The organism is Fluviicoccus keumensis, assembly GCF_004217445.1.
GTDB classification, from domain to species: domain Bacteria; phylum Pseudomonadota; class Gammaproteobacteria; order Pseudomonadales; family Moraxellaceae; genus Fluviicoccus; species Fluviicoccus keumensis.
The window spans coordinates 15624-37783 of the sequence record NZ_SHKX01000002.1; the positions used below are offsets into that span (position 1 = coordinate 15624).

Below are 22160 nucleotides of genomic sequence, written 5' to 3' on the forward strand. Positions count from 1 at the left end.
CCTCACACCTTGGGCCCGTTCAGCAGACTCCGCCGAACGGGCCCGGTGCTGCCCCTGCTCTGTTTGCATTGTCCCTGCGGTGTTTCCCTTGTTTGCCTGCAAAGCGCGGTCTCCCGCGCAGATTCACGTTTTAACACATTCCCCTTCACGCCCGACTCCGCTAAGGTAGACGCCAACAATAAACTCAGGAAAGGCGCATGAGCTCTCCCGTCCAAGAAGTCCTGGCCTCCGTCAATGCCGTCATTCTGGGCAAGCAGACCCAGATCAAGCTGGCGCTGGCCTGTCTGTTGGCCCGTGGCCATCTGCTGATCGAAGACCTGCCCGGCATGGGCAAGACGACACTGGCGGAAGCCCTGGCCCGTGTACTGGGACTCAGCTATCAACGCCTGCAATTCACCAGTGACATGCTGCCCGCCGACATTATCGGCGTCTCCATCTTCAACCCGTCAGAACAGGAATTCGTGTTCCGGCCCGGCCCGATTTTCAGTCAGGTGCTGCTGGCGGATGAAATCAACCGGACCTCGCCGAAGACGCAAAGTGCTTTGCTGGAAGCGATGGAAGAGGGGCAGGTGACCTCGGATGGCGTAACCCGTCCGCTGCCGAAACCGTTTTTTGTGATTGCGACCCAGAATCCGATGAGCCAGATGGGAACCTTTCCCTTGCCCGAATCCCAATTGGACCGCTTCCTGATGCGTATCCAGCTGGGTTATCCGGATTTGCGCGCCGAGCGCGAACTGCTGACCGGCACCGACCGCCGCAAGATTCTGGCCACGCTGCAACCGATGGTGGATGTCGACCGCCTGGAGGCCTGGCAGCAGCAGATTGACAAGGTGCATCTCAGCGATGCCGTGCTGGATTACCTGCTGCGGCTTGTCACGCATACCCGCCAGAACCATGATTTCCCGCACGGTCTGTCCCCGCGCGGGTTGCTGGCCCTGAAACGCGCCACGCAAGCCTGGGCCTTCATTGAAGGGCGCCAGTTTGTGCAACCGGAAGACGTCCAGGCCGTGCTGCCGCCGGTGGCTGAACACCGGCTGCGCGGCGGCATCGAAGATCAGGGGCGGGTGCATTCATTAACCCACCAGCTGATGCAAGCGGTGGATGTCCTGCCCTGACATGGCCATTTCCGACGCCCTCAAAGCCGCATACCGGAACCGGTGGAACGCCTGGTTGCGCCGCCGCATTCCGCCCACGCGGGACATCGTGCTCAACCAGCGGCGGGTGTTCATTTTCCTGACCAGTCATGGCGGCATTTTCACGCTGCTGCTGTTGTCCCTGTTCGTGGCGGGCATCAATTACGCCAACAACCTGTTATTGGGCATGTGCTTCCTGCTGGGCAGCCTGCTGGTCATCGCCATGCACCATACCTTCGCCAACCTGTCGGGTCTGCGCATCACCACGCGCGGCACGGTGCCCGCTTTTGCCGGAGAACCGGCGGGGTTTTCGATCAGCCTGTCCAATCCCAACGGCAGGCTGTATTACAGCCTGATGCTGGATTGGGCGGATGCGCATGAAATGGTGTCGCTGGTGGATCAGCCGCGTGAAGTGACGCTATACCTGCACGCCGAGCGGCGCGGCCGTTTTCATCCGCCCCGACTGAAGATTACCACTACCTATCCCTTGGGTTTGCTGCGGGCCTGGACCTGGCTGGATCTGGATCTGGATGCGGTGGTATATCCCAGGCCGGTAGCGTCCGACGCCATGCCGGTGGGAGCCGGTGAGGCCGATGAAGCGGAATCCAGCCGCCGCCGCCGTCCCGGCCAGGACGATTTTGAAGGCCTGCGCAGCTTTGTGCCCGGCGATCCGTTGGCGCATGTTTCGTGGAAGCATCTGGCGCGGGGCCAGGGCATGCAGGTCAAGACCTATAGCGAGCCGGTGTCCGGCAGCGACACGCTGGATTACATGGCGATGCCGGGTCTGGATCGTGAAGCGCGGTTATCGCGATTGGCCTGGTGGGTGGAAAAGCTGCATCAAACGCATCAAGCCTACGCCCTGCATCTGCCCGGGCGGCAGATTGCGGTGGCGCACGGCCCCCGGCACCGGCTGGAATGTCTGGAGGCGTTGGCCCTGTTTGAGGTAAGCGAGCCATGAATCCACGCATCCGCTACTGGCTGCTGCTGGCGCTCACGGTGTCCCTGGCGCCGCACCTGACCCGCCTGCCGGGGTGGTTGTCCGCCGTGCTGGCCTTGTCGCTGCTATGGCGATTGCCGATGGTGGAGGGGCGCATCCCGCTGCCAGGCAAATGGGTGCTGGCCCCGATCCTGCTGGCGGGCACTGCGGGAATCGGCGCCACCTTTCATACCTGGTTCGGCCCGGAAGCCGGGGTCGCCTTCCTGATCTTCTGCCTGGCGATGAAGTTGCTGGAATACCGCAACGACCGCGATTACTACATCCTGATGGTGCTGTCCTTGTTTGTGCTGGCGACGGCCTTCCTGTTCGAACAGGGGCTGTTTGCTTCCGCGTATTGCCTGCTGGCCATGCTGGTGGTGACCATGGCGCTGGTGGTGAATAACCTGCGCGACATTCCGGCACAGGTTGGCTTGCGGAAGGCGATGGTCATGTTGGGACAGGCCGTGCCGCTGATGCTGATCCTGTTCATGTTCTTTCCCCGTCTGCCGCCGTTATGGACGATGAAGTTGTCCGCGGGTAGCGGCAAGATCGGCATGTCGGACTCGATGTCTCCCGGTGACATGGTCAGCCTGGGGCGTTCCACCGAACTGGCGTTCCGGGTGGAGTTCCCCGATCACAATCCGCCGCCCAAGAATGAAATGTACTGGCGCGGCCTGACCTTCAGTCATTTTGACGGCAAGACCTGGCGCCCCAGCACGGATGCCCGCATGGCCAATGGCGGAACAGTCGCCTGGAGTCAGGTCGAGTTCCCCTACTGGGTGCAGGAAAGCATCAAGATCCGCAGCCTGAACCCGCTGCATTACCGGGTCATCATGGAGGCCAGTGACAAGCCCTGGCTCTATTCGCTGGTGGTTTCCACCGGGCGGGTGCAGGATATTGGCCTTACCCGCGATTTCATGTTGCTGAGCCGCGACCCGGTCTTCCAGCGGCTGACCTATGAAGCGGACCGGTATGATGTGGTGGCGCTGGATCCGGTGCTGCCTGAATGGTTGCTGCGCGAAAACCTGCAATTGCCCGCGTTGGGAAACCCGACAGCAAGGCAGATGGCGAAGCAATGGCGTCAGCACTATGGCAGTGAACGGGAATACATTAACGCCATTCTGCGCTGGTACCGCAATTCGCCGTTCACCTATACGCTGGATCCGCCGCCGTTGGGTAATAACCGTATTGATGACTTCCTGTTCCGGACCAAGCGCGGTTTCTGCGAGCATTATGCGTCGTCGTTCACCTTCCTGCTGCGCGCGGGCGGCGTTCCGGCGCGCGTGGTGGCCGGCTATCAGGGCGGCGAACCCAGCCCGACCGGCGACTCCTGGGAAATCCGCCAGATGGACGCGCATGCCTGGGTTGAGGCCTGGCTGCCGGATCGTGGCTGGGTGCAGTTCGATCCGACCTCTGCGGTTGCGCCTACCCGGATCGAGCAGGGGATGAATGCCGTTGCCGATAACCAGGCGATGTGGGGCAATTCCGCCATGAGCGCGGTGCGTTTCAACAATTACCGCCTGCTCGGCAAGCTGCGCAACATGGTGGACTATCTGAATTACCGCTGGCAGCGCGATGTGGTGGGTTATGACACGCACAGTCAGGAAGAGTTTCTCTATCACCTGCTGGGCAATTCCTCCATGTGGCGGCAACTGGGCGTCATGTTCGGGGCGTTGGTGGCCGTGGCGTTGCTGTTGGCCGCGTGGACCATCGTGCGTCACCGTCGTCCGGTGGACCCGGCCGATGCGCTGGTGTTGAAGCTTTCAGCCCGCTGGGCGCGGCGGGGCTTGCAGCGTCATCCGGGTGAAGGCGTGCTGGCGTGGATGGCGCGTGTCGGCGTCGCCCAGCCGCAGTGGGAAGCGCACGCAAAAGCCTTTGCCGCCGAGTATGAACGGCTGCGTTATGCCCCCAGGAATGCGGGAGATGCAGTGTCGGTGCGGCAACTTGCCCAATTAATGCGCACATGGCCCGCGTATCGACCACAAAAGACGCAATTGGTTGAAGTTTCTGTTGCTGAAGGAAAAGATTCCCCCTAATATACGCCCCACAGAAACAGACGCATAGCTCAGCTGGTTAGAGCACCACCTTGACATGGTGGGGGTCGCTGGTTCGAGTCCAGTTGCGTCTACCATCTTCGGAAAAGCCCCTTGAGCCCAAAAGCCAAGGGGCTTTTTCTTTGGCGACCATTTCAGCGCCGTGATTTCCCCTTCATCCAAAATCAAACAATATCCGCTAGAGGCGCAACCCCCTCTGCGCCTATGCTGTCAGCACTCCCGACATTACGGATATCCTGATGAGCCTCGACAAAACCCGCCTCCGTCACTGGCTGGAAAGCGGCGTCCTGCCCCCGGAACACCTGGATACCGCTTTCGGCATTGCCGGTATAGAACCCACGCCGGCCCAGTGGCGTCGCTTCCTGGAACGCTTCCTGCTGTTCAATGCCGGTGCGTTGCTGCTGGCCAGCGTCGCTTTCTTTTTTGCCGCCAACTGGGATGCCTTGGGCCGTTTCGCGCGCTTTGGCCTGATTGAACTGGGTCTGGCGCTGAGTCTGGCGGCGGCGTGGCTGCGCTTTGACCGGCCCGCCGGGAAAATGGCCCTGACTGCCGCCGGGGTGCTCACCGGCGTCTTGTTGGCCTATTTCGGGCAAACCTACCAGACCGGTGCGGATACCTGGCAGTTGTTTGCAACCTGGGCGGGCCTGATTCTGCCCCTGGCCCTGTTGGGGCGCGCCGCGTCGCTATGGTTGTTGCTGGCGGTGCTGGTGAATGTCGCCGTACCCTTGTATTACGGCAGCGGCGGCGTGCTGTCGGGCTGGTTTGCGCGCGGTGACGAGCCGGTCTGGTTGCTGTTCCTGCTGAACAACGCCGGTTTGGCGTTATGGGAATGGAAAACCCGCCAAGTGGACTGGTTGCCGGGCCGTTCCGGCCCCCGTTTGCTGGCGTTGGCGGGTGGAGCGGCGGTCAGCCTGCAGACGCTGGAAAAGGTGCTGAATCCGGATATGGGCCTGTTGCCGGTGCTGACGGTCTATCTGGCCTGGGCGGGTGCGATATTGGCCGTTTACCGCTATCGGCTGCACGATCTGTTCATGCTGGCCGGAATGGTGTTTTCGGTGATGGTGGTCAGCACATCGGCGTTGGGCAAGTACTTGTTTCACGGCGACGGATTATTCGCGTTTCTCACCATGAGCCTGTGGATGATGGTGTGCTCCGCCGCGGCGGTACGCTGGTTGAAGGCGGTTTTCCGGGAGGTTCCCCATGAATGACGGTCGGGAATTGTGGGAGCGCCTGCGTGCGGCGGGCGTGGTTCAAGGCGAGATGCCGTCGGAAGAGCGGCCGGCCCCTTGGTATGTGCGGGCGGTGCAGGGCCTGTCCGGCTGGCTAGCGGCGGTCTGCCTGCTGATTTTTCTGGGAACCTTGTTTCACGATTTGTTCCGTCAGTCCGGGTCGCTGCTGGCGTTGGGCGGCTTGCTGACGGCGCTGGCCGCCGCGTTGCTGCATCGGCCATCCGGCTCCGACTTCCGGGCGCAGTTCGGGCTGGTATTCAGTCTGGCCGGGCAGGTGATGCTGCTGGGCGGTTTCAAGGATTATTGGGACACAAGCGTGTTCTGGCTGTTGTGGGCGGGTTTGCAGGTGGTGCTGGTGCTCCGGATTCCCTTGCCGGTACACCGTTTCATCAGCGCCATGGCGGTGATTTATGCGCTGACGTTCGCTTCCGCCCATACGCCCCTGCTGTGGCTGGTGTCGGGATGCTTGTCGGCGGCGTTGGCCTGGGTGATGCTCACGGAAAATCACCGGATGGCAAAGGCGGCCATCTGGAGCCCGGTAACAGCCGCCATCGCCATTGCGCTTTTGCAGACGTATGGTCTGGCTTTGCTGGGGCCGACCTTGCTGGCGGAAATGCTGCGTCATCAGGAGGTGCAGCCGCCGACGGTGTTCTTGCGCAACCTGAATGAGGCGTTGGTGGCGCTGGTCTGGATGGGGACGGCGGGTTGGTTGCTGCATCAGCGGGCAGCGATGATGTCGGCGCGCATGCGCGGATTGGCCTGGGCGGGAATCGTGGCAGTCGCCCTGTGGTCGACGCAGGCCCAGGGGTTGACGGTGGCCTGGCTGATGCTGGTGCTGGGTTTCGCCCGTTCAAACCCGGTGCTGGCGGGATTGGGCACCACCGTGTTCTGGGGTTTCCTGTTTCGCTACTACTACCTGATGCAAACCCCGTTATTGACCAAGTCGGCGATTCTGGGGGGCGGGGGGCTGGTGTTCCTGCTGGCCTATGCGGTCTTGCACTGGCTGGGCCGGGAGGATGAACGCCATGCGTAGAGGATTGATGGCGGTTTTCGGGATATTGATCCTGCTGCTGGTGAATCAGGCGGTGCTGGACAAGGAACGGCAGCTGCGAGACGGCGCATGGGTGTTGCTGCCGTTGGCGCCGGTGGACCCGCGATCCTTGATGCAGGGAGATTACATGCGCCTGCGCTATGCGCTGGAACGTGAACTGATGCAAACGCGCTCCGGCGCGCAACGTGATACGGACGACGGTTTCCTGCTGGTGCAGCTGGATGAGCATGCGGTGGCGACCTTGAAACAGGTAGAGCGGACACGTCCCGACACGCTGCGTCCGGGCGAGCTGGCCCTGCAATACCGGGTCCGGCGCGGTCAGTTGAAACTGGCCAGCAATGCCTATTTCTTTCCTGAAGGACAGGCGGCGGTATTTCAGCCGGCGCGTTACGGGGAGTTTCGCGTGAATGAAGCCGGCGGCTTGCTGCTGACGGGGCTTTACGATGCCGGATATCGGCGGCTGGGAACGCGCTAGACCGCCGATTTCTTCAGGCGCGCCCAGAACAGCAGGCGTTTGACCAGCAGTGCGGTCAGCGGAAAGGACAGTACGAAAGCGGTGAATACGCTCCACGACGTTGGCAGGAACAACAGGTAGGCCAGCGCTACGCCAATGCCGGAATCGAGTTGATCCAGCAGGATGAACAGGTATTTGGCCCGGTTCGGCGTGGCGCCCGGCGCGATGCCCAGACGGCGCTTGAGGAAGGAGTTGGGCAGCTCCGCCAGCACATACCCCAGCCCGGCCACGATCCCGGCCAGCCACAGCGCATTGCCGTGCAACGGCGATCGTGCCTGCAACAGCCACTCCAGCGGCCATAACAGGATGGCGCCGAAGGCGGTCAGCAGGGGAACGGCAATGATGCCGCGCCAGGTCTTGTTCGCGCCAAACAGCGGTTGATGCACCGGAATGCACAAAGATGGCCACAGGTTGCGTGTCACCACCACCATGTGCAGCACCCCGCCGACAATCACCGGCAGTTGCAGATACCAGGCGGTCAGCAGTGCGTCAAACAAGGGGGATGCGTCCGGAAACATGCAGCACCAGGAAAATGGCGGCGCCGCCGAGCGTAATGGCCAGAATTTGCCATAGCTTCGTGAACTTGAAGAAAGGACGGCGCAGCAGCATGTTGTGGCTGAAGGAAAGCAGCACCAGCGTCATCAGCCCGTTCAGCCACAGGGCGGGAAGGGTAAAGTCGGCCAGCAGGAATCCGGCCAGCAACAGTACGCTCCAGAACACCGGCATGCCCAGATAGGCCAGTCCGCCGGTCTCTTCCTGGATGTTGCCGATATCGTTGAATACCGCCAGCCGCACGCAGCCGCTGGCCACCATGATCAGGATCGGGATCGACCAGAAGCCGTCCATGCCGTGGGTGTAGAGAATGAAGGCGGGGGTGACCAGGTAAATCAGGACGTCCATGAAACCGTCCAGATAGCGTCCGAAGGGGCGCTCCAGCCGGTACTTGCGCGCCAGCATGCCGTCCAGCGCGTCGCCCAGCATGGCGATGAACAGCAGCGCGGCGGCCAGATAGAACTGCCCCTTGAGCGCCAGCGCCAGCGCGCCCAGGCTGGTGACAACGCCGCTGAGCGTCAGGCAATCGACAGGGTTCAGCCTGATGATGTAACGATCGCTGTGTTTCATGACAGCTCCAGATCCTGAGGCCGCAACTTGGCTTGCTCCAGCCATTTCCGCAACAGCAGGCGGTCTATCTTGCTGTTATGACGCCCATCGACCGGCAACGCGGGAACCGTGGCCCAACTGACCCGGAAAATACCGGATTGTCGCATCAGTTCAACAATGGCGCTCATGTCCAACGGTGTGGCGGAGGCGGACTCCAGCACCAGCAGGAGGCGGCCATCCCAGGCAATGGCGGCCGCGCGATGGATGCCGGGCAGGTCATCCAGCTCCTTTTCCAGCGGGTAGGGCCAGATGATGCGGTCGCCCACCTTGATGCCGTCCTTGATGCGCCCCACCAGCCACAGGCGGCCGCGTTCGTCGATATAACCGGCATCGCCGGTGCGGTGCCAGACCGTACCGTCGGCGCGGGGAATCTTGCTTTCGCGGGTGGCATCCGGATTGTCGATATAGCCTTTCAATACATGCTTGCCGGAAACCAGCACTTCACCGATGGTCATCGCCGCACACTGGACGCGCCGTACCTTGGCGTCGTCTTTCAACACCTGTCCTATCGGCACGATGCAGACGGTGGCGGATCGCGCCGGATAACCGACCAGATGGCCGTCGTGGCTGTCGCCCTCACGCAGGAGTTCGTCCAGCTGCACATCGGCAATGGGTTCCGCCTCGGTAGAGCCGTAGACGCCGACGATATGCGCAGCGGGAAATACCACCGATAACCGGTTGACCAGTCGGGAGGGCAAGGTCGAACCGCCGATCGCGACCGCCCGGATGCCGGGCAGCTGCACCTGATGGGCAATGGCGTAGTCGCAAAGATGTTGCATGAAGGCGGGCGCAGCGGACAGACGGGTAACGCCTTCCTGCTGCAGTTGCTTGACCAGTTCCACAGGGTCGAAACGGCCGGGCGTGGCCAGATCGACCTTCGGCAATACCGTGGTGATACCGCAACAAAGGTTGTGCAGCACCAGCACCGGGAAGCTGGGGCAGTCGATATCATCCGGCTGGTCCTGCCAGTGTTCGCGGATGGCGTGATGCTGGGCGATCAGGCTGTCATGGGTGCGGTCGGCCCCCTTGGGGACACCGGTGCTGCCGGAAGTGTAGGTGATCAGGCCATGGGCGTCTTTGGCGAGCAATTCGATGCGGGGTTCGAAGTGGGTGGGAAGCCAGGTGTTGAAATCCTCGACCCCCAGGGTCTTGCCGTCCAGCGCCAGGCGTTTCATCCACCACATCGGCGGGAAGAACCACCAGTAACGCAGGATATCGCTTTCACCGATGGCGACCTGCGCGCCGCTCAGGCGGATGGCGGCGCGGATGCGGCCCGCGCTCATGCCGCGGTCAATCAGTACCGGCACCAGCCCCAGTCCCAGCAACGCCACCATGAGGACATACAGTTCGGCGCGCACCCGGGACAGCACCAGGACGCGGTCGCCTTTCTTCAGGTCAAGGGCGTCCAGGGCGCGCTGATAGCGGCCGACTTCGTCTTTCAATTGGCCGAAGGTCAGGTGCTGCTCGGACAGGCATTCCACCCCGCGCATGCGCGGAATCCGCAGGGCGGATTTGTCGGGATGGGTATCCCAGGCGGCGAAGAGGGGCTGGACGAGATTGCTTCCGCTCATAAAGGGGTTCCAAACAACGCATAATGATGATGCCGGGCAGTCCCGTGTCGCGCGGCAAAGTTGAGCGAGGCGTTATCCTCGCGCACCAGCGCGCCGGCTATTTCATCATACACACCTTCCGCCCTCAACGTCAGTTCGCAACTCATGGCGGTAAAAAGACCGAACGTCCGGAAATCGGGATGGACGCCGCCGGTTTTCGCCAGCGCCAGACGCGGTTGCGGCAGCAGCGCGGCGCAGGAATCGTAGTCAACGAGCGCGGTGGGAAGGGGGGCAGGCAATGTTTGGCGCATCAGCGGCCCGTAATCCGGATAAACCAGGAAGAACCCGGCGATGCGTCCGTCCAGGCTTTCCGCCAGCACCGAGGTTTGCGGACAGAACTTGCGGGCAAAGTCGGGTCCGCAAACCTGCCGGAAGGTTTCCAGGGAAATCGGGGTATAGGCGAAGTTGGCCCCGAATACCTGACCGACAAAACCGTACAGCTCGTCCAGGTGATCAACCCAGTAGTCGGCGGTCATCGGCTTGAAGCGGATGGCCTGTTCCAGCTGCGGTTTGACGCGCAGGTAGTCCCGCTTTACCGGCGGGATGATCTCGTCCACCTTGGCGAAAGTGGAAATATAACGGTAGCGGATATCCAGCCCGAGTTGTTCCAGCAACACCGGGTAGTAATCGGGGTTCCACGGCTCGCCGGGAAACGCACCGTGCTCAAAACCGTCCAGCCGTACCCGGTTCGCGCCGAAGGTGGTGAAGTTGATCGGACCATACAGGCGGGTCGCGCCGTGCACGCGCGCCCAGGACTTCAGTTCGTCAAAAAGTTGAAGATTGGCTTCCAACTCATTGATTGTTTCCCAGAAACCGAAGAAAGCGGCCTGTTCGCCATCCACCAGCTGGCCCGGCACCACGAACCCCGCCAGCCGCGCCTTACCGGGAACCACGCCGACCCAGGCCTGGCCCTCGTCGAACCACGGATTAAGGGCACTGAATTGCTGCCGCACCGAAGCCGGGTCCTCGCCCAGCCAGAACGGGTCGTTGGCGTAGATCCGCGCGGGCAGGTCGAGGAAGGCGTCGGGGAGCACAGCGGAAGGATTCCACGAAGTCATGATGCCGGTCATTTCGAGTCACCGTAGGGGCGCACTGCGTGCGCCCTCGTCAACGAACACAATATCTGTTTGATTCAAAAGGGTGCACGCCGTGCGCCCCTACGAACTATCAAAGCTCTTGGCTATCCAACCGCACAATCGTCCCTTTCGCCCCGTCCATGCGCACCTTCTCCCCATCCTGCAACTTCTGGGTAATGCCGGGAATACCGACAATCGCCGGAATGCCCAGTTCACGCGCCACCACCGCCGAGTGAGACAGCGTTGAGCCGCGTTCGACCAGAATACCGCCCGCCGTCGGGAACAGCGGCGCCCAACCCGGATCGGTGCGTACGGTACAGAGGATCTGGCCGTTCAGCGACAACTCGTCGTCCGGGCTGAAAATCAAGCGGATTTTCTCTTCCACCACGCCTGGATAGCAGCCGGTTCCCTTCAATTCATTACCGGTGGCTTCTTCTTCCACTTCAAAGGGATAGCGGTAACTATTCTGGTAATACACCATGCCGTGCGTCCAGAAGTGGTGCGGCAAATCGGCCTTCTGGTATTCGGCGAACTCGGCCTTGCGCCCGGCCACCAGCGCCTTCAGGCTGAGTTGCACGGCGCGGCCGTCTTGCATGGCGTACAGTTCATCCACGGAGAGATAGAACACGTCGCGCTTGTCGTCCAGCAGGCCGCTGAAGGCGAACTGGCTGCCGATTTCCAGGAACAGGTCGCGGTACAAGCCGAAGACGCGGGTGCGGGCCAGGCGCATGTTCTCGCGGTTGCGGATGGCGTCGCGCAGCTTGTCGAGGTTCTTCTTGAAGTTAGCCAGCGCGCGGCTGCCCAGCTTGTTGCGGATGGCGGTGAAGGCTTCTTCCTCGGCGGAGTCGCGGAACTGCGCTTCCTTGGCGGCCAGCGTTTCCGGCGTCAGGTCGTTGCGGGTCAGGTAGTTCTTCAGCACGGCAAACAGGAAGGCGGTGTCCTGGCGCAGCGTCACCGACTCCAGCTTCAACTCGCCGATGGTGCGGTCGCCGTAACGCTCGATGTAATCCAGACACTGGGCATAAAAGTCAGCATCCTGCACCTGCACGCGGGCGAGCAGGGTGTGGTTGTCGCCGCTCTCGACCAGCGCGCGCAAGGCGGGGTTGGTGCGGATGTAGGCGCACATGCGCAGCAGCATCTTGGTCGGTTCGGTGCTTTCGATGCCTTCCTCGCCGGACAGCAGGTTGTTCTGCAACACCGCCGGTTCGGTGAAGCCGGCGTCGACCAGCGTGCGGTGCACCTTGCCGTTCATCATCATCACGTAGAAGTCGTTGATGATCGGCGAAGTCCAGCGTTGCAGCAGGTCGCGGTCGAGGCGGCGCGCTTCATCAATCAGCTCACCAGGGGTGCGGGTGTGCAGGTGGTCGCGGTCGATGCTGCGGTAGGCGTTCTCGAACAGGGCGCGGAACTCGGTGACGCGCTGTCCCATCTGGCGGAAGCCGCGTAGCAGGTTGAACAGCGCGCGCAATACCTGCGGAAGGCGCAGCAGTTTCTCGCCGAAGCTGAACTCGCGGTCCTGCACCAGATCGACCGGATCGGTGAGACCCATCATCCGCTCCATGTCCGCCTTGTTGGTCTTGAAGGCGGGCAGCAGCAACAGGCCGCGATACCAGTTGTTGATGTTGTAGTAGACCCGGCCATGCACCAGCCCCAGCATGTTGTCGAGCATATCGCGGTGCTCGGCGATACGCTTTTCGCTGACGCCCAGCACGCGCATCGTCTGTTCGTAGACGGTGGCGTAGGCGCGGTTGGCGAAGCTGAAGGTCAGCGGGGTGGTGACGCCGCAGTACGATTCCTGGATGTTGGAATTGTCGAAGACGATGCGGCGGCCGACCGGCTCCTTCGGCTCCGGCAGGCGGGTCACCGGCCGGGTTTGCAGGATGTAGACCTGATCCTGACGGATGGCCCATTCAATGTCCTGCGGGAAATGTTGCAGCGTGGCGATCTTCAGGCCGATGTCGCGCAGCTTGAGAATGTGTGCGTCGGACAGGCAGGCGATGTGCCGCTGTTCGCCGTCCAGATGGATTTCCTTGGTGCCCCGTCCGGCTTCGCGGTCGAAGACCACGGCCTGGTCCTTGTCGGCCAGCTGCTTGTCGATGGTGTTATCGAAGAGGCCGACGCTGAACTCGTCGGTGTTGCAGATGCCGGCGACGATGCCTTCACCCACGCCCCAGGCGGCGGAAATCAGCGCATGGCGGCGGCTGCCGGTCAGCGGATGGGCGGTGAACATCACGCCCGAAACTTCGCCCTCGATCATTTCCTGAATGATGACGGCGGCGCGGATATCATCCAGCGCGATGCCCTTGGCGATGCGGTACTGCAGGGCGCGGGCGTTGAAGGCGGAGGCGGCGACGCGCAGCAGGCTGGCGCCGATATCGGCCCGGCCGCGCTGGAACAGGTAACTGTCCATCTGCCCGGCGAAGGACGCGCCTTGGGCATCTTCTCCCAGCACCGAGGAGCGCACGGCGAAGAACTGTTCCTCGCGACCTTTCACCAGCTCGCCGATGGCCTGCAGCAGGTCGCCGGACAGCTTGGCGCGCAGGACTTCCGTCTGGATGCGTGACGCAATCGGTTCAATCGCCGCCGGGTCCGTGTCCGGGCCGATACCGGCCAGTTCCCGGACGACCATCTCGCTGAGACCGTTTTCGCGCAGCAAGCGGGTGAAGATATCGGTCGTCACCACCCACCAGCGCGGCACCGGCAAGCCCTCGCGGCTGAGCCAGGCGAGGTTGGCCGCCTTGCCGCCCAGCAGTTCCGGGTTCAGGAAGAGCGCCTCTTCCTGCGCATACAGGCAGCGGCTCATGGCTTCACTCCCGGCTGGCCGACCTGTTCAATGTCCAGCATGGCGCGGAAGGTGCGGTAGACGCGCTCCATGAACTCGTAGTGGCGGAAGGTGTGCGCCATCATGTACATCGGCAGGCGGTTCACCAGCATGTCCATCAGCGCCAGCACATAACCGCGCTTCCACATCACCGAGTCCAGCGTCATGCCGCTGTGGCGTTCCAGCTCGGTGCGGTGCAGTTCGATGTAATGTTCCACCTCGGCCGGATCCAGCGGGTCGTACAGCGTGAAGCCGATCAGTTCGACCAGGTCGTGTTGCGGCAGGTGCAGCGTGGCCAGTTCCCAGTCATAGGCGCACAGGCAGAGCTTGCCGTCGGCGTCGCGGCGGAAAGCGATGTTGCGCGGGTTGAAGTCGTTGTGGATCAGCGTGCGCGGCATCATTTCAATCAGCGACCACCAGTCGCCGATGCTGTGCACGATGTCGCGGTAATAAGCCAGATCCTGCTCCGAGAACCATTCCGGAAACTCCTCGCGCGAATGCACGCCCAGCAATTCCCACAGCCGCAGCTTTTCCTTCATGTTTTGTGTGGTCGGGTAATCCACCAGCCACGGCTGCTGCTTCAGTTCTTCCTCGCGGCCCAGCCAGATGCTGTGCACTTCGGCGATGCCCTTGATGGCGGCCTCGATGTGCTCACGCGTCCAGCCGGAAGTGTTGTCGGCGGAGTCCATGTGCTCCATGCCGCTCAGCTTCTCCTGGATGATGATGTAGGCCTCGCGTTCCGGATCGTTGACCACGCCGTAGGTGGTCGGGGCGTGCCGGGTGAAGCGCGGGTCGGCCTGGCTCATCACCGCCAGTTCGCGCACGTGGCAGCCCTTGAAACCGACGTGGTCGCGGAAGTTGTTGAACTCCTGCGCCAGACGCGGGTTGCACATGCTGGCCATGCTGTTGACCATCAGGATCACTTCCGCATCCAGCGGCTTGACCTTGATCATCACTTCCTTCACGCCCTGATCGGTATCGAGGCGGAAGGGGAAGTGGCCGACCAGCTTGTTGATCTTGTGCGCGGTCAGTTCGGTGATGATGCTGGAGCCGCCCATGTTCTTGCTCAGCGCCGTCATCTCGCTGACCTGGAACTTCGCCAGGCCGGTCTTGGCCACGGCCAGGTTGACGAACTCGGGGTTGAGGTCGCCGATCTTCAGGTAGTTGACCGGACGGTTGCGGCCCAGCTTCTCGTGGGCGCGGGCGAACTGGTCGGACGCCACGGCGGACAGCGTCGAAATGTCCAGCGCCAGGCAGTAGGCGGCAATCACTTCCGCCAGCTTGTGCGCCTTGCCGGGACCCGCGCAACCGATCATTTCCAGGCATTCGCGCTGCTGCGGCAGGTTGGTGCCGCCGCCGACGGTGCCGATCACCAGCGACGGCAGCATCATGGTGCAATAGACGTCGTCGTCGTCGGTCAGTTCCATATGCAGGTGCGCCAGCGACGACTCGTGCACGCAGGCGATGTCCTGGCCCAGCGCCGTAAACATGGCGGCGATGATGTTGGCGACGTTGATGTTCATGCCGATCATGCCCGCCGCGATGGAACCGGAGGCGATGTACTGGTAGGCCGCCACCATTTGCCGCGGCTTGATCTTGAGGATGCGTTCGCAGGTGTCCTTGGTCAGCAGCGCTTCCGCCACCACGCGCACGCCGCGGCCCTTCAGGAAGGTCTGGTAAGTCACCTTCTTGTCATTGGACAGGTTGGCCTCGATCAGGAAGTTCTCGATGCGCAACCCTTCAAAACGCTTGATGTGCTTGAGGATCCACTGGCAGGCCTGCCAGGTGCAGGTCGTGGTCATGTTCTGGCCGGCGGCATCACCGGTTTCGTAAATGAAGTGCACGTGCACGGCGCGCCCCAGCACATAGGGCTGCACTTCTTCCAGCGAGGCGTAGTTGGAATACTTGCCGACTTCATCCGCCAGTTCGCGGTAGTGGTCCTTGATCCATTCGGCGAAGAACAGCGAGTTCGCCATCGTTTCGAAGACGAACACCGGCACGCGCATCATCCGCTGACCCAGCACGCGGGTGGTGACGCCGCCAGAACGGGAGAGGGCGGTGGCGCCGCGCGTGGCCGAGGCCACCAGCGCGCCTTCAGAGGTGGCCAGCGGCGCGTAGAACAGGCCGCCCGCATGGCTGCCCTTGATGTGCAGCGGCCCGGCGACACCCACCGGCACTTCCACGGAACCGATCAGCGCCTCGATGTTGCTGACCAGCTTGCGCGGGTCAAGGCGGATTTGCGACACCTCTTCCATGGCCGCGCCGGTTTCCTCGCGCACGAACTCCAGCCGCGCCTGCCGCGCTTCCTCAGTGTACAGGCCACGCGCGGGCACCTTCGGCAGGCTGATGTCGTCATAGCTGACATCGCTGGACAGGGCCGGGGCGCTGCGCAGCAGGTAGCTGATTTCCCACAGGTACTGGATGCTGTTCTCGCAATGCAGCGTGCAGAAATCGATTTCGGTAGGGCACCACGGTTCCTGGCGCACCGCCTTGACGGTCAGGCAGGGGAAAGTGAAATCACGATCCAGGACGCGGATGCGGATATCGGGAATGGTTTCCCCGACTTCCGGCGGCGTCAGCGACTCGTCAATGGCCACGCACAGGTGCTCGCGGGAGACATCCACCGGATTGGCGCTATAGGCCACGCCTTCACGCTGGAACTGGCAAAGCCCGGCGTGTTCTTCACCGAACAGGTAGTGGGGGGTAAACGCGTAGGGACGAACGTTTGACATTTCCATGCTCCTCATACCAGAACCGCACCGTGCAGCGACAACACCACGCCGATCACCACGGCGTAACCCGCCAGCAGCGTTAGCGCCACCGACTTTTCATTCTTTTCCCGGCCTTCGGTCGAGGGGGCCTTGGTAAAGGCCAGCAGTTGCTTCATGCCCATCAACCAGAACAGGCCCAGCACTACGCCCGACCAGATCGGGAACTTCTCAGGGGACAGCAGGTTGATCAACCAGATCTGGTTAACGACCATCGCCGTCACCAGGCCCATCACCACCATCGCCGAGCCCTGAGTGCCGAAAATCCGCGAATAGGACTCGATCGTGTCGCGTTCTTCTTCCGGCCCCTTGGTCTTACGGGTAATCTCGAAACAGAAGCCGCTGATGAAGGCCAGCAGCATCAGCGCCTCCAGTTGCGGCGTCAGCGTCACGCCCGGCACGGCCATGTTGGCCAGCCACCACACGATCAGCGGCATCACCAGCATGTGTGACACGGCATACCAGGTCAGGTGCTTGTTCAGCCATTCCTCGATAAAGAACTCCTTTCCCATCAGGCAGGTCCAGGCGAACATCGCCGACCAGGCAATCATCGTCGGCCCGAAACCGCCGTCGCGCGCCAGCGAGAAACCCAGCTGCAGCACTAGCGTCACACCGCCGACGATCTTCAGATGGTCGAGGGTAATCAGGCCGCTTTGCAGCACGCGGGTCGGGTGGTTCTTGCAATCCAGTTCGTAATCCTTGTGCTCGTCAAACACGCGCAGCAGCAGGAAGAAGGACCAGGTCACCACGCAGGCCAGCACGTCCAGTCCGCCCAGCGCGATTTCGCCCCCGGCAGCGGCGCGCGCCACCACGGCGGCGGTGATGTAGAGGATGAAGAACAGCAGCGCGTTCGGCAGTGCGAAGCGCTGGTGCACCCAGGCCATGAAGCGGGCAGGCCAGGGAGAATTGATATTCAGGTCAGTCATTTGCAGTCATTCTCAAAAGTAAATTGTTAAGTAAAATTCCCTCTCCCCAGGGGGGAGAGGGCTAGGGAGAGGGGGACATACTCAGCCTGAACACACACCTTCAAGCCACCACCGCCGAACCCTCTCCCGGCGCCGCGCGCCACCCTCTCCCAGACCTTGGGAGAGGGAAAATCGCTACGCTTTCACCTGCCGCTTGTCCATCACCAGGAACAAACACGGCAGCAGGAACACATCAATCACCAGCGCGATCAGGATGGTGGCGCAGGTCACGATGGCCGTATTCACCGTCAGCTGGATCGCGGAATTGGCCAGCCACGCATAACCCGTTCCCAGCACCGCCGTGGTCGACAGCAGCGCGAAGCCGACATGGCTGAAGGCGTAGCGCACCGCATCGGCGGGATCCTTGCCTTCCACCTGCCGGGCGCGTTCGTACTTGGCGATGAAATGGATTGTGTCGTCCACCACCACGCTGAAGGAGATACCCAGCACCACGGTCAGGCCGACGTCGATGTTGCCGTTGAGGATGCCCCAGAAACCGAAGGCGGCGCCGATGGGAATCAGGTTGCCGATGAAGCTGGTGAGGCCCAGGCGGAAGGCGCGGAACACCAGCATCACGAACAGCGACTCCGCCATCAGCGAGCCCAGCATGCCGCCGAACATGCCGTTGATGGAGCGGGCGCCGATGTTGGCAAACATCAGGTTCAACGAACTGCCCTGCACCTGCATCGCCTTCGGCGCGTTGGCCTTCAGCCACTGCTGGGCGCTTTCATCCAGCGCAATGATCTTCTGCCCGCTGGACGTACCCACCGCCACCCGCACCCGGCTTTCCGAACGGTCGAAACGGATCAGGTAGTTGAGGTCGGCCCCTTGCGGCAGCGACAGTTCGTACTGCAGCAGGTACTGGGCGATTTCCTGGCGGCTGTCGGGAATGCGGTAGAAGGCCGGGTCGTTGCCGTGCATCACCTGGTTGATGCGCTTGACGATATCCACCACCGAGTTCACCTGCGTCACATCCGGCCGGGTCTTCAGCCACTGGCTGAAGGTGTCCACCTGCTTCAGGTAAGCGGGATCGGCGATGTCGTCCGGACCGCCGGCGGGCAGGGAGTAGTTCACTTCGGCGATGCCGGTCAGGTTGGCGTTGACGAACTCCATGTCCTGCCGGAACTTGGCCTGCGGGGTGTAGTACTTGACGATGTCGTCGTTGATCTGGTTTTTCAGGCTGAACAGGCTGAGGGTGGCGGCCAGCACCAGGCAGATCGTCAGGATCACCTTGTGGTTGGCAATCAGGAAGTCGGCAAAGCGGGCCACCGCAGGCGAATCCTCGCGCATCAGCGGCGAGATCTTGCGCGGCGGTTCGCCCGGCAGCACCGCCAGCAACGGCGCGGTGAAGAAGAAGGTCAGCAGCAGCGCGAACACCACCCCGGCGGAGACAATCAGACCCATCACCTGGAAGGGCGGGGAATCGTTGAACAGCAGCGTCAGGAAGCCGACAGCGGTCATCACCGAGGTAACAGTCATCGGGCCCATGTTCAGCGCCAGGCTTTCCGCCATGGCGTCGCGTTTGTTCATGCCGTTGTTGACGGCCTGGATCCAGTTCACCACCACGTGGATGCCGTCGGCAAAGGCCATCGAAAGGATCATAACCGGCGCCACGATCACGCCGTCGTTGACCACGAATTTGAAGAAACCGACAAAGCCCGCACCGCCGAACACCGCCAGCAGACAGGCTGCCAGCGTGATCAGCATCGCCTTCAGGCTGCGGAACAGCACCGTCAGCATCACCATCATGGTCAGCAGGAACCACGGCCACACCCGCACGCCATCGGCTTGCGACTCTTCCGGATAGGCTTTGTTGGCGATGGGCTGCCCGGCCAGATGGAAGTCCAGTCCCGGATGCGCCTTGGCCATATCCGCCGTCATCTTCCGCACCTGGTCGACCACGGCGGGGATTTCCTTCAGCGGTTCCTTGCCCGGCATGTTCAGGGTGATGCGCACCCCGGCGACAGTGCCTTGCGGATTGACCAGCGAATTGACCAGGAACGGTTCCGCCAGCGCGGCCTGCTTCACGTCCGCCAGCGTCGCGTCATTCAGTGCCGCGGCATCGGTCACCAAATCTTCCGTAGCGATGCTGTCGCCATCCACTTTCACATGCTGGAAATTGGTCAGGGACTCGACGCGCTGGGAATAGGGTACCTGCCAGCTTTCCTTGGTCAGTGCTTGCAGGATGGCCAGGAACTCGCGGCTGAAGACTTTCCCGTCCTTCGGCGCCACCGCGATCAGCACGGTATCGGTCTTGGTGTAGTCTTCCTGCAGCTTCTCGAAAGCCAGCAGTTGCGGATTGTCCTTACCGAAAAAGGCGCGATGGTCGGTGGAATAGATATAACCGGCGCTACCGGCCGAGACAGCCAGCGTCACCAGCAGCGACACCAGAATGCTGGTCCACGGATGCGTCACGATCCAGCAGGCCAGGGCCTGCCAGAAGGCGTCAGTCTTGGAAGGTGTGGAAGTCGTCATTCACGGTGTTCCTTAATAAAACCAGGTCAGTTCGGCGCGGAGATGGCTGTCATCGCCAAAACTGCGCAGCTTGTAATCGAGATCAGGTGAAGCCAGTACGGCGAACGGTGTTTGCGGGTCGCGGGTGGCCAGCACGCGCGCTTCCACCGCCAGCTTCAGCCGGTCGTTGAGGCGGGTGCTGCCCTTCAGGCGCACATAGGTTTCCGGATGTTCGGTATCGCGCAATACGGCCAGCAGCAGGTCGCTGGACGCCTCGTCGTTGAAAGCCAGCCGCCAGCCCAGCAGCACGTCGTGTTCAAAAGGATGGGTGGCCTGCTCCTGACGGCTGTCGTACATGCCTTCCAGCAGCCAGCCCAGGTCACAGCGGCTGCCGAAAACACCCACCTGCGTGTATTCCAACCCGGCGTCGGCCGTGTGGAAGCGTTTTGGTCCGAAACCGTCGCGGTCGATCGCTTCCAGTTTCCACAACCAGTCGCCGCGCGTCAGTTGCAGGTCCACGCCCCATTGCGTGATTTGCGGGTAGTACGGTTGGAGTTCCGGCTGGTAGCCGGGAGCGAAAAAGCCCGGACCCACCTTCGTCATGTCCACCACCGGCTGCAGTTCCGGTTCGCGGGAAGTGCCACGGAAGCCGCTGAGGCCCAGCCGCAGGCCGTTGGCGCTGAACTGGTAGCGGGCGGCGAGATCGACATGATTCCTGCCCGCGCCGGATTCATAAGTCGCGGCATCGGTATTCACCACCCAGGGCAGGCGCAGGCGTCCGTCCGATCCGGCAAACGGCCGTTCACGGAAGCCCGGCAGCACGAACACATCAACCAGATGCGCCTCCCGTTCCCAGCCGACATTCAGCATCGGTTGGCCCAGCCGGGCATCGCCTTCCGGGGTTTCCAGCGTGTCGGTCTGGTTGACGATATCCACCACATGCGCGCCTTCGGTGACGCCCCAGAAAGTCTGGCCGATGCCAACGCGCGTCTGCCACGGGCCGCGCGCATGCAGCCACAGGGCCTCGCGCACATCGGCATGGCTGCGCTCACGATCCTGGCTGTCAAGGCGGGCGAAGGGCTTCAGCGTGAAGCTGTCATCGCGGCCGTTCCAGTCCCAACGCGCATCACCCAACAGGCGCAACGACGCTTGTTTTGAAGATTGATCCTGCGTGCCATCCTGGAAATAGGCGGTAGCCTCCAGACCCACTTCCGCCTTCAACGCAGGAGCGGCGTACGCTGTGGCTGTCAGGCCCAGCGCGGCCAGCGCGCCATAAGTGACGGTACGCATCAGCGTGCCCGCTTCAACGCGTTCTCGGTGAAGTCATCCTTTTTCAGCCCGGTCTTGAACTTGAACTCCGACCAGTCCAGCCGGGTCTGCTTGCAGTTCTGGGTATTCACCATCAGCATCGAGGCGGGCCGCCAGTAGCCCTGCACCTTCTGGAATCCCGTGGCGGTATAGGTTTTCAGCAAGGTATTGCGGCGGTCATAGAAGTCGATGCGGCGGATCAGGTAATCCTGCTTGTCAATCCAGACCTGCTGGCGGGTATAGCCGGAATTGGCGTCCTTGGGCTTGCGCTCGATGACGAAGCAAGTCAGAGCTTCGCACTTTTCTTCGCGCACAAAGCTGTAGCTGAACTTCTGCCAGTACGGCGTCACGATGTCTTCAAAGGCGAACTCGGAGCCCATGAACGGACCGCTCTTGTTGCCGGCGGCAATCTGCTTGACGCGGCTGATGGCGGGCAGGTACAGCCATTGCAGGTCGTCGCTGCCGGGCTGGGTATGGGTCAGCAGGGCGGTACCGGCCACGTCGCGCGGGGTATCGAAGATCATCAGGCTGCGGTCGCCGTCGCCGGTTTCCAGGTTCTGCACGCGCAGGGCGCGCTCGGCGGTCTGGCCGGACGGGTTGACCAGCGTCATCTTCAGGGTGGCGGCGCTGTCGCCGAAGCCGTGCAGGCGCTTGTCGGCTTCCTGGGCGATGGTGTCGGCCTGGTCGGCGAAGCAGGGACTGGTAAGGGCGAAGGCCAACGCGGAGGCGATGAGGGCGGTGCGCATGATTTCCACCTTTTTAAGGATTGTTATGATGATGTTGCCCACGTCCTTAACTCAGCGTAGATGCTGGGCGGAACGGGTCAAATCTCTTTCGGGAAATCACGGCTTGGTTGACCGTGTGGCTGTCCTGAGCGTCCATTGAAGCCCGAAACGGGCTGCCGGGTAATCCGGCTCCTGAGCATCCTGCATAATGTAACGCCATTTTATTATGGCCTTTGCATAGGATGATCGTTCGTTGTCCGACAATCTTGCCCATTGGTGCCATCTGCCTGGCGTGAAAAAACAATTGAACGCGAT

At 62.1% G+C, this 22160-nt stretch carries 16 protein-coding genes and 1 tRNA gene; 7 read left to right on the forward strand and 10 right to left on the reverse strand.

Annotated features, from left to right (window positions below):
* Positions 1-197 precede the first annotated feature (197 nt).
* From EV700_RS00435 to EV700_RS00465, 7 genes are all read left to right on the forward strand, one after another.
* The gene (locus tag EV700_RS00435; protein ID WP_130410394.1) at positions 198-1115 is read left to right on the forward strand and encodes an AAA family ATPase; all 918 of its coding nucleotides are present in this window, start codon (positions 198-200) and stop codon (positions 1113-1115) included.
* Positions 1102-2091, forward strand: a complete 990-nt coding sequence (locus tag EV700_RS00440) for a DUF58 domain-containing protein (RefSeq protein WP_130410395.1) — start codon at positions 1102-1104, stop codon at positions 2089-2091. The genes EV700_RS00435 and EV700_RS00440 overlap by 14 nt, the downstream gene beginning before the upstream one ends.
* Complete coding sequence (locus tag EV700_RS00445) at positions 2088-4145, forward strand: transglutaminase TgpA family protein (protein ID WP_130410396.1); 2058 nt, start codon at positions 2088-2090, stop codon at positions 4143-4145. The genes EV700_RS00440 and EV700_RS00445 overlap by 4 nt, the downstream gene beginning before the upstream one ends.
* Positions 4146-4163: 18 nt before the next feature.
* Positions 4164-4240 (forward strand) — tRNA-Val (locus EV700_RS00450).
* 162 nt (positions 4241-4402) lie between these two features.
* Positions 4403-5371, forward strand: coding sequence for a DUF2157 domain-containing protein (locus EV700_RS00455; protein WP_130410397.1), 969 nt, complete (start codon positions 4403-4405; stop codon positions 5369-5371).
* Positions 5364-6425: a DUF4401 domain-containing protein gene (locus tag EV700_RS00460; RefSeq protein ID WP_130410398.1), complete on the forward strand. Its 1062-nt coding sequence runs from the start codon at positions 5364-5366 to the stop codon at positions 6423-6425. The genes EV700_RS00455 and EV700_RS00460 overlap by 8 nt, the downstream gene beginning before the upstream one ends.
* Positions 6418-6918: a GDYXXLXY domain-containing protein gene (locus EV700_RS00465; RefSeq protein WP_130410399.1), complete on the forward strand. Its 501-nt coding sequence runs from the start codon at positions 6418-6420 to the stop codon at positions 6916-6918. The genes EV700_RS00460 and EV700_RS00465 overlap by 8 nt, the downstream gene beginning before the upstream one ends.
* Here the strand turns inward: EV700_RS00465 and EV700_RS00470 are convergent.
* The 10 genes from EV700_RS00470 to EV700_RS00515 all read right to left on the reverse strand — a co-directional run bounded on the left by EV700_RS00470 (position 6915) and on the right by EV700_RS00515 (position 21866).
* Positions 6915-7454, reverse strand: coding sequence for a CDP-archaeol synthase (locus EV700_RS00470; RefSeq protein WP_165391278.1), 540 nt, complete (start codon positions 7452-7454; stop codon positions 6915-6917). The genes EV700_RS00465 and EV700_RS00470 overlap by 4 nt on opposite strands.
* On the reverse strand, positions 7447-8079 hold the full coding sequence (locus tag EV700_RS00475; RefSeq protein ID WP_130410401.1) for a CDP-alcohol phosphatidyltransferase family protein: 633 nt from the start codon (positions 8077-8079) through the stop codon (positions 7447-7449). The genes EV700_RS00470 and EV700_RS00475 overlap by 8 nt, the downstream gene beginning before the upstream one ends.
* Positions 8076-9689, reverse strand: a complete 1614-nt coding sequence (locus EV700_RS00480) for a fatty acid CoA ligase family protein (RefSeq protein ID WP_130410402.1) — start codon at positions 9687-9689, stop codon at positions 8076-8078. Before EV700_RS00480 ends, EV700_RS00475 begins: the two co-directional genes overlap by 4 nt.
* Complete coding sequence (locus EV700_RS00485; RefSeq protein ID WP_130410403.1) at positions 9686-10798, reverse strand: hypothetical protein; 1113 nt, start codon at positions 10796-10798, stop codon at positions 9686-9688. The genes EV700_RS00480 and EV700_RS00485 overlap by 4 nt, the downstream gene beginning before the upstream one ends.
* A 97-nt stretch (positions 10799-10895) precedes the next feature.
* On the reverse strand, positions 10896-13607 hold the full coding sequence (locus tag EV700_RS00490; protein ID WP_130410404.1) for a phosphoenolpyruvate synthase: 2712 nt from the start codon (positions 13605-13607) through the stop codon (positions 10896-10898).
* Positions 13604-16357 carry a phosphotransferase gene (locus EV700_RS00495; protein ID WP_130410405.1) on the reverse strand — a complete coding sequence of 918 codons (2754 nt, stop codon included), beginning with the start codon at positions 16355-16357 and terminating at the stop codon, positions 13604-13606. The genes EV700_RS00490 and EV700_RS00495 overlap by 4 nt, the downstream gene beginning before the upstream one ends.
* An 11-nt stretch (positions 16358-16368) precedes the next feature.
* Entirely contained in the window at positions 16369-17319 is a 951-nt protein-coding gene (locus EV700_RS00500) for a UbiA prenyltransferase family protein (RefSeq protein WP_130410406.1), read from the reverse strand.
* 174 nt (positions 17320-17493) lie between these two features.
* Positions 17494-19833 (reverse strand): efflux RND transporter permease subunit, encoded by a 2340-nt coding sequence (locus EV700_RS00505; RefSeq protein ID WP_130410407.1) that lies wholly within the window; start codon positions 19831-19833, stop codon positions 17494-17496.
* 12 nt (positions 19834-19845) lie between these two features.
* Positions 19846-21102: a hypothetical protein gene (locus EV700_RS00510; protein ID WP_130410408.1), complete on the reverse strand. Its 1257-nt coding sequence runs from the start codon at positions 21100-21102 to the stop codon at positions 19846-19848.
* On the reverse strand, positions 21102-21866 hold the full coding sequence (locus tag EV700_RS00515) for an outer membrane lipoprotein-sorting protein (RefSeq protein WP_130410409.1): 765 nt from the start codon (positions 21864-21866) through the stop codon (positions 21102-21104). Before EV700_RS00515 ends, EV700_RS00510 begins: the two co-directional genes overlap by 1 nt.
* Between the last annotated feature and the right edge of the window lie 294 nt (positions 21867-22160).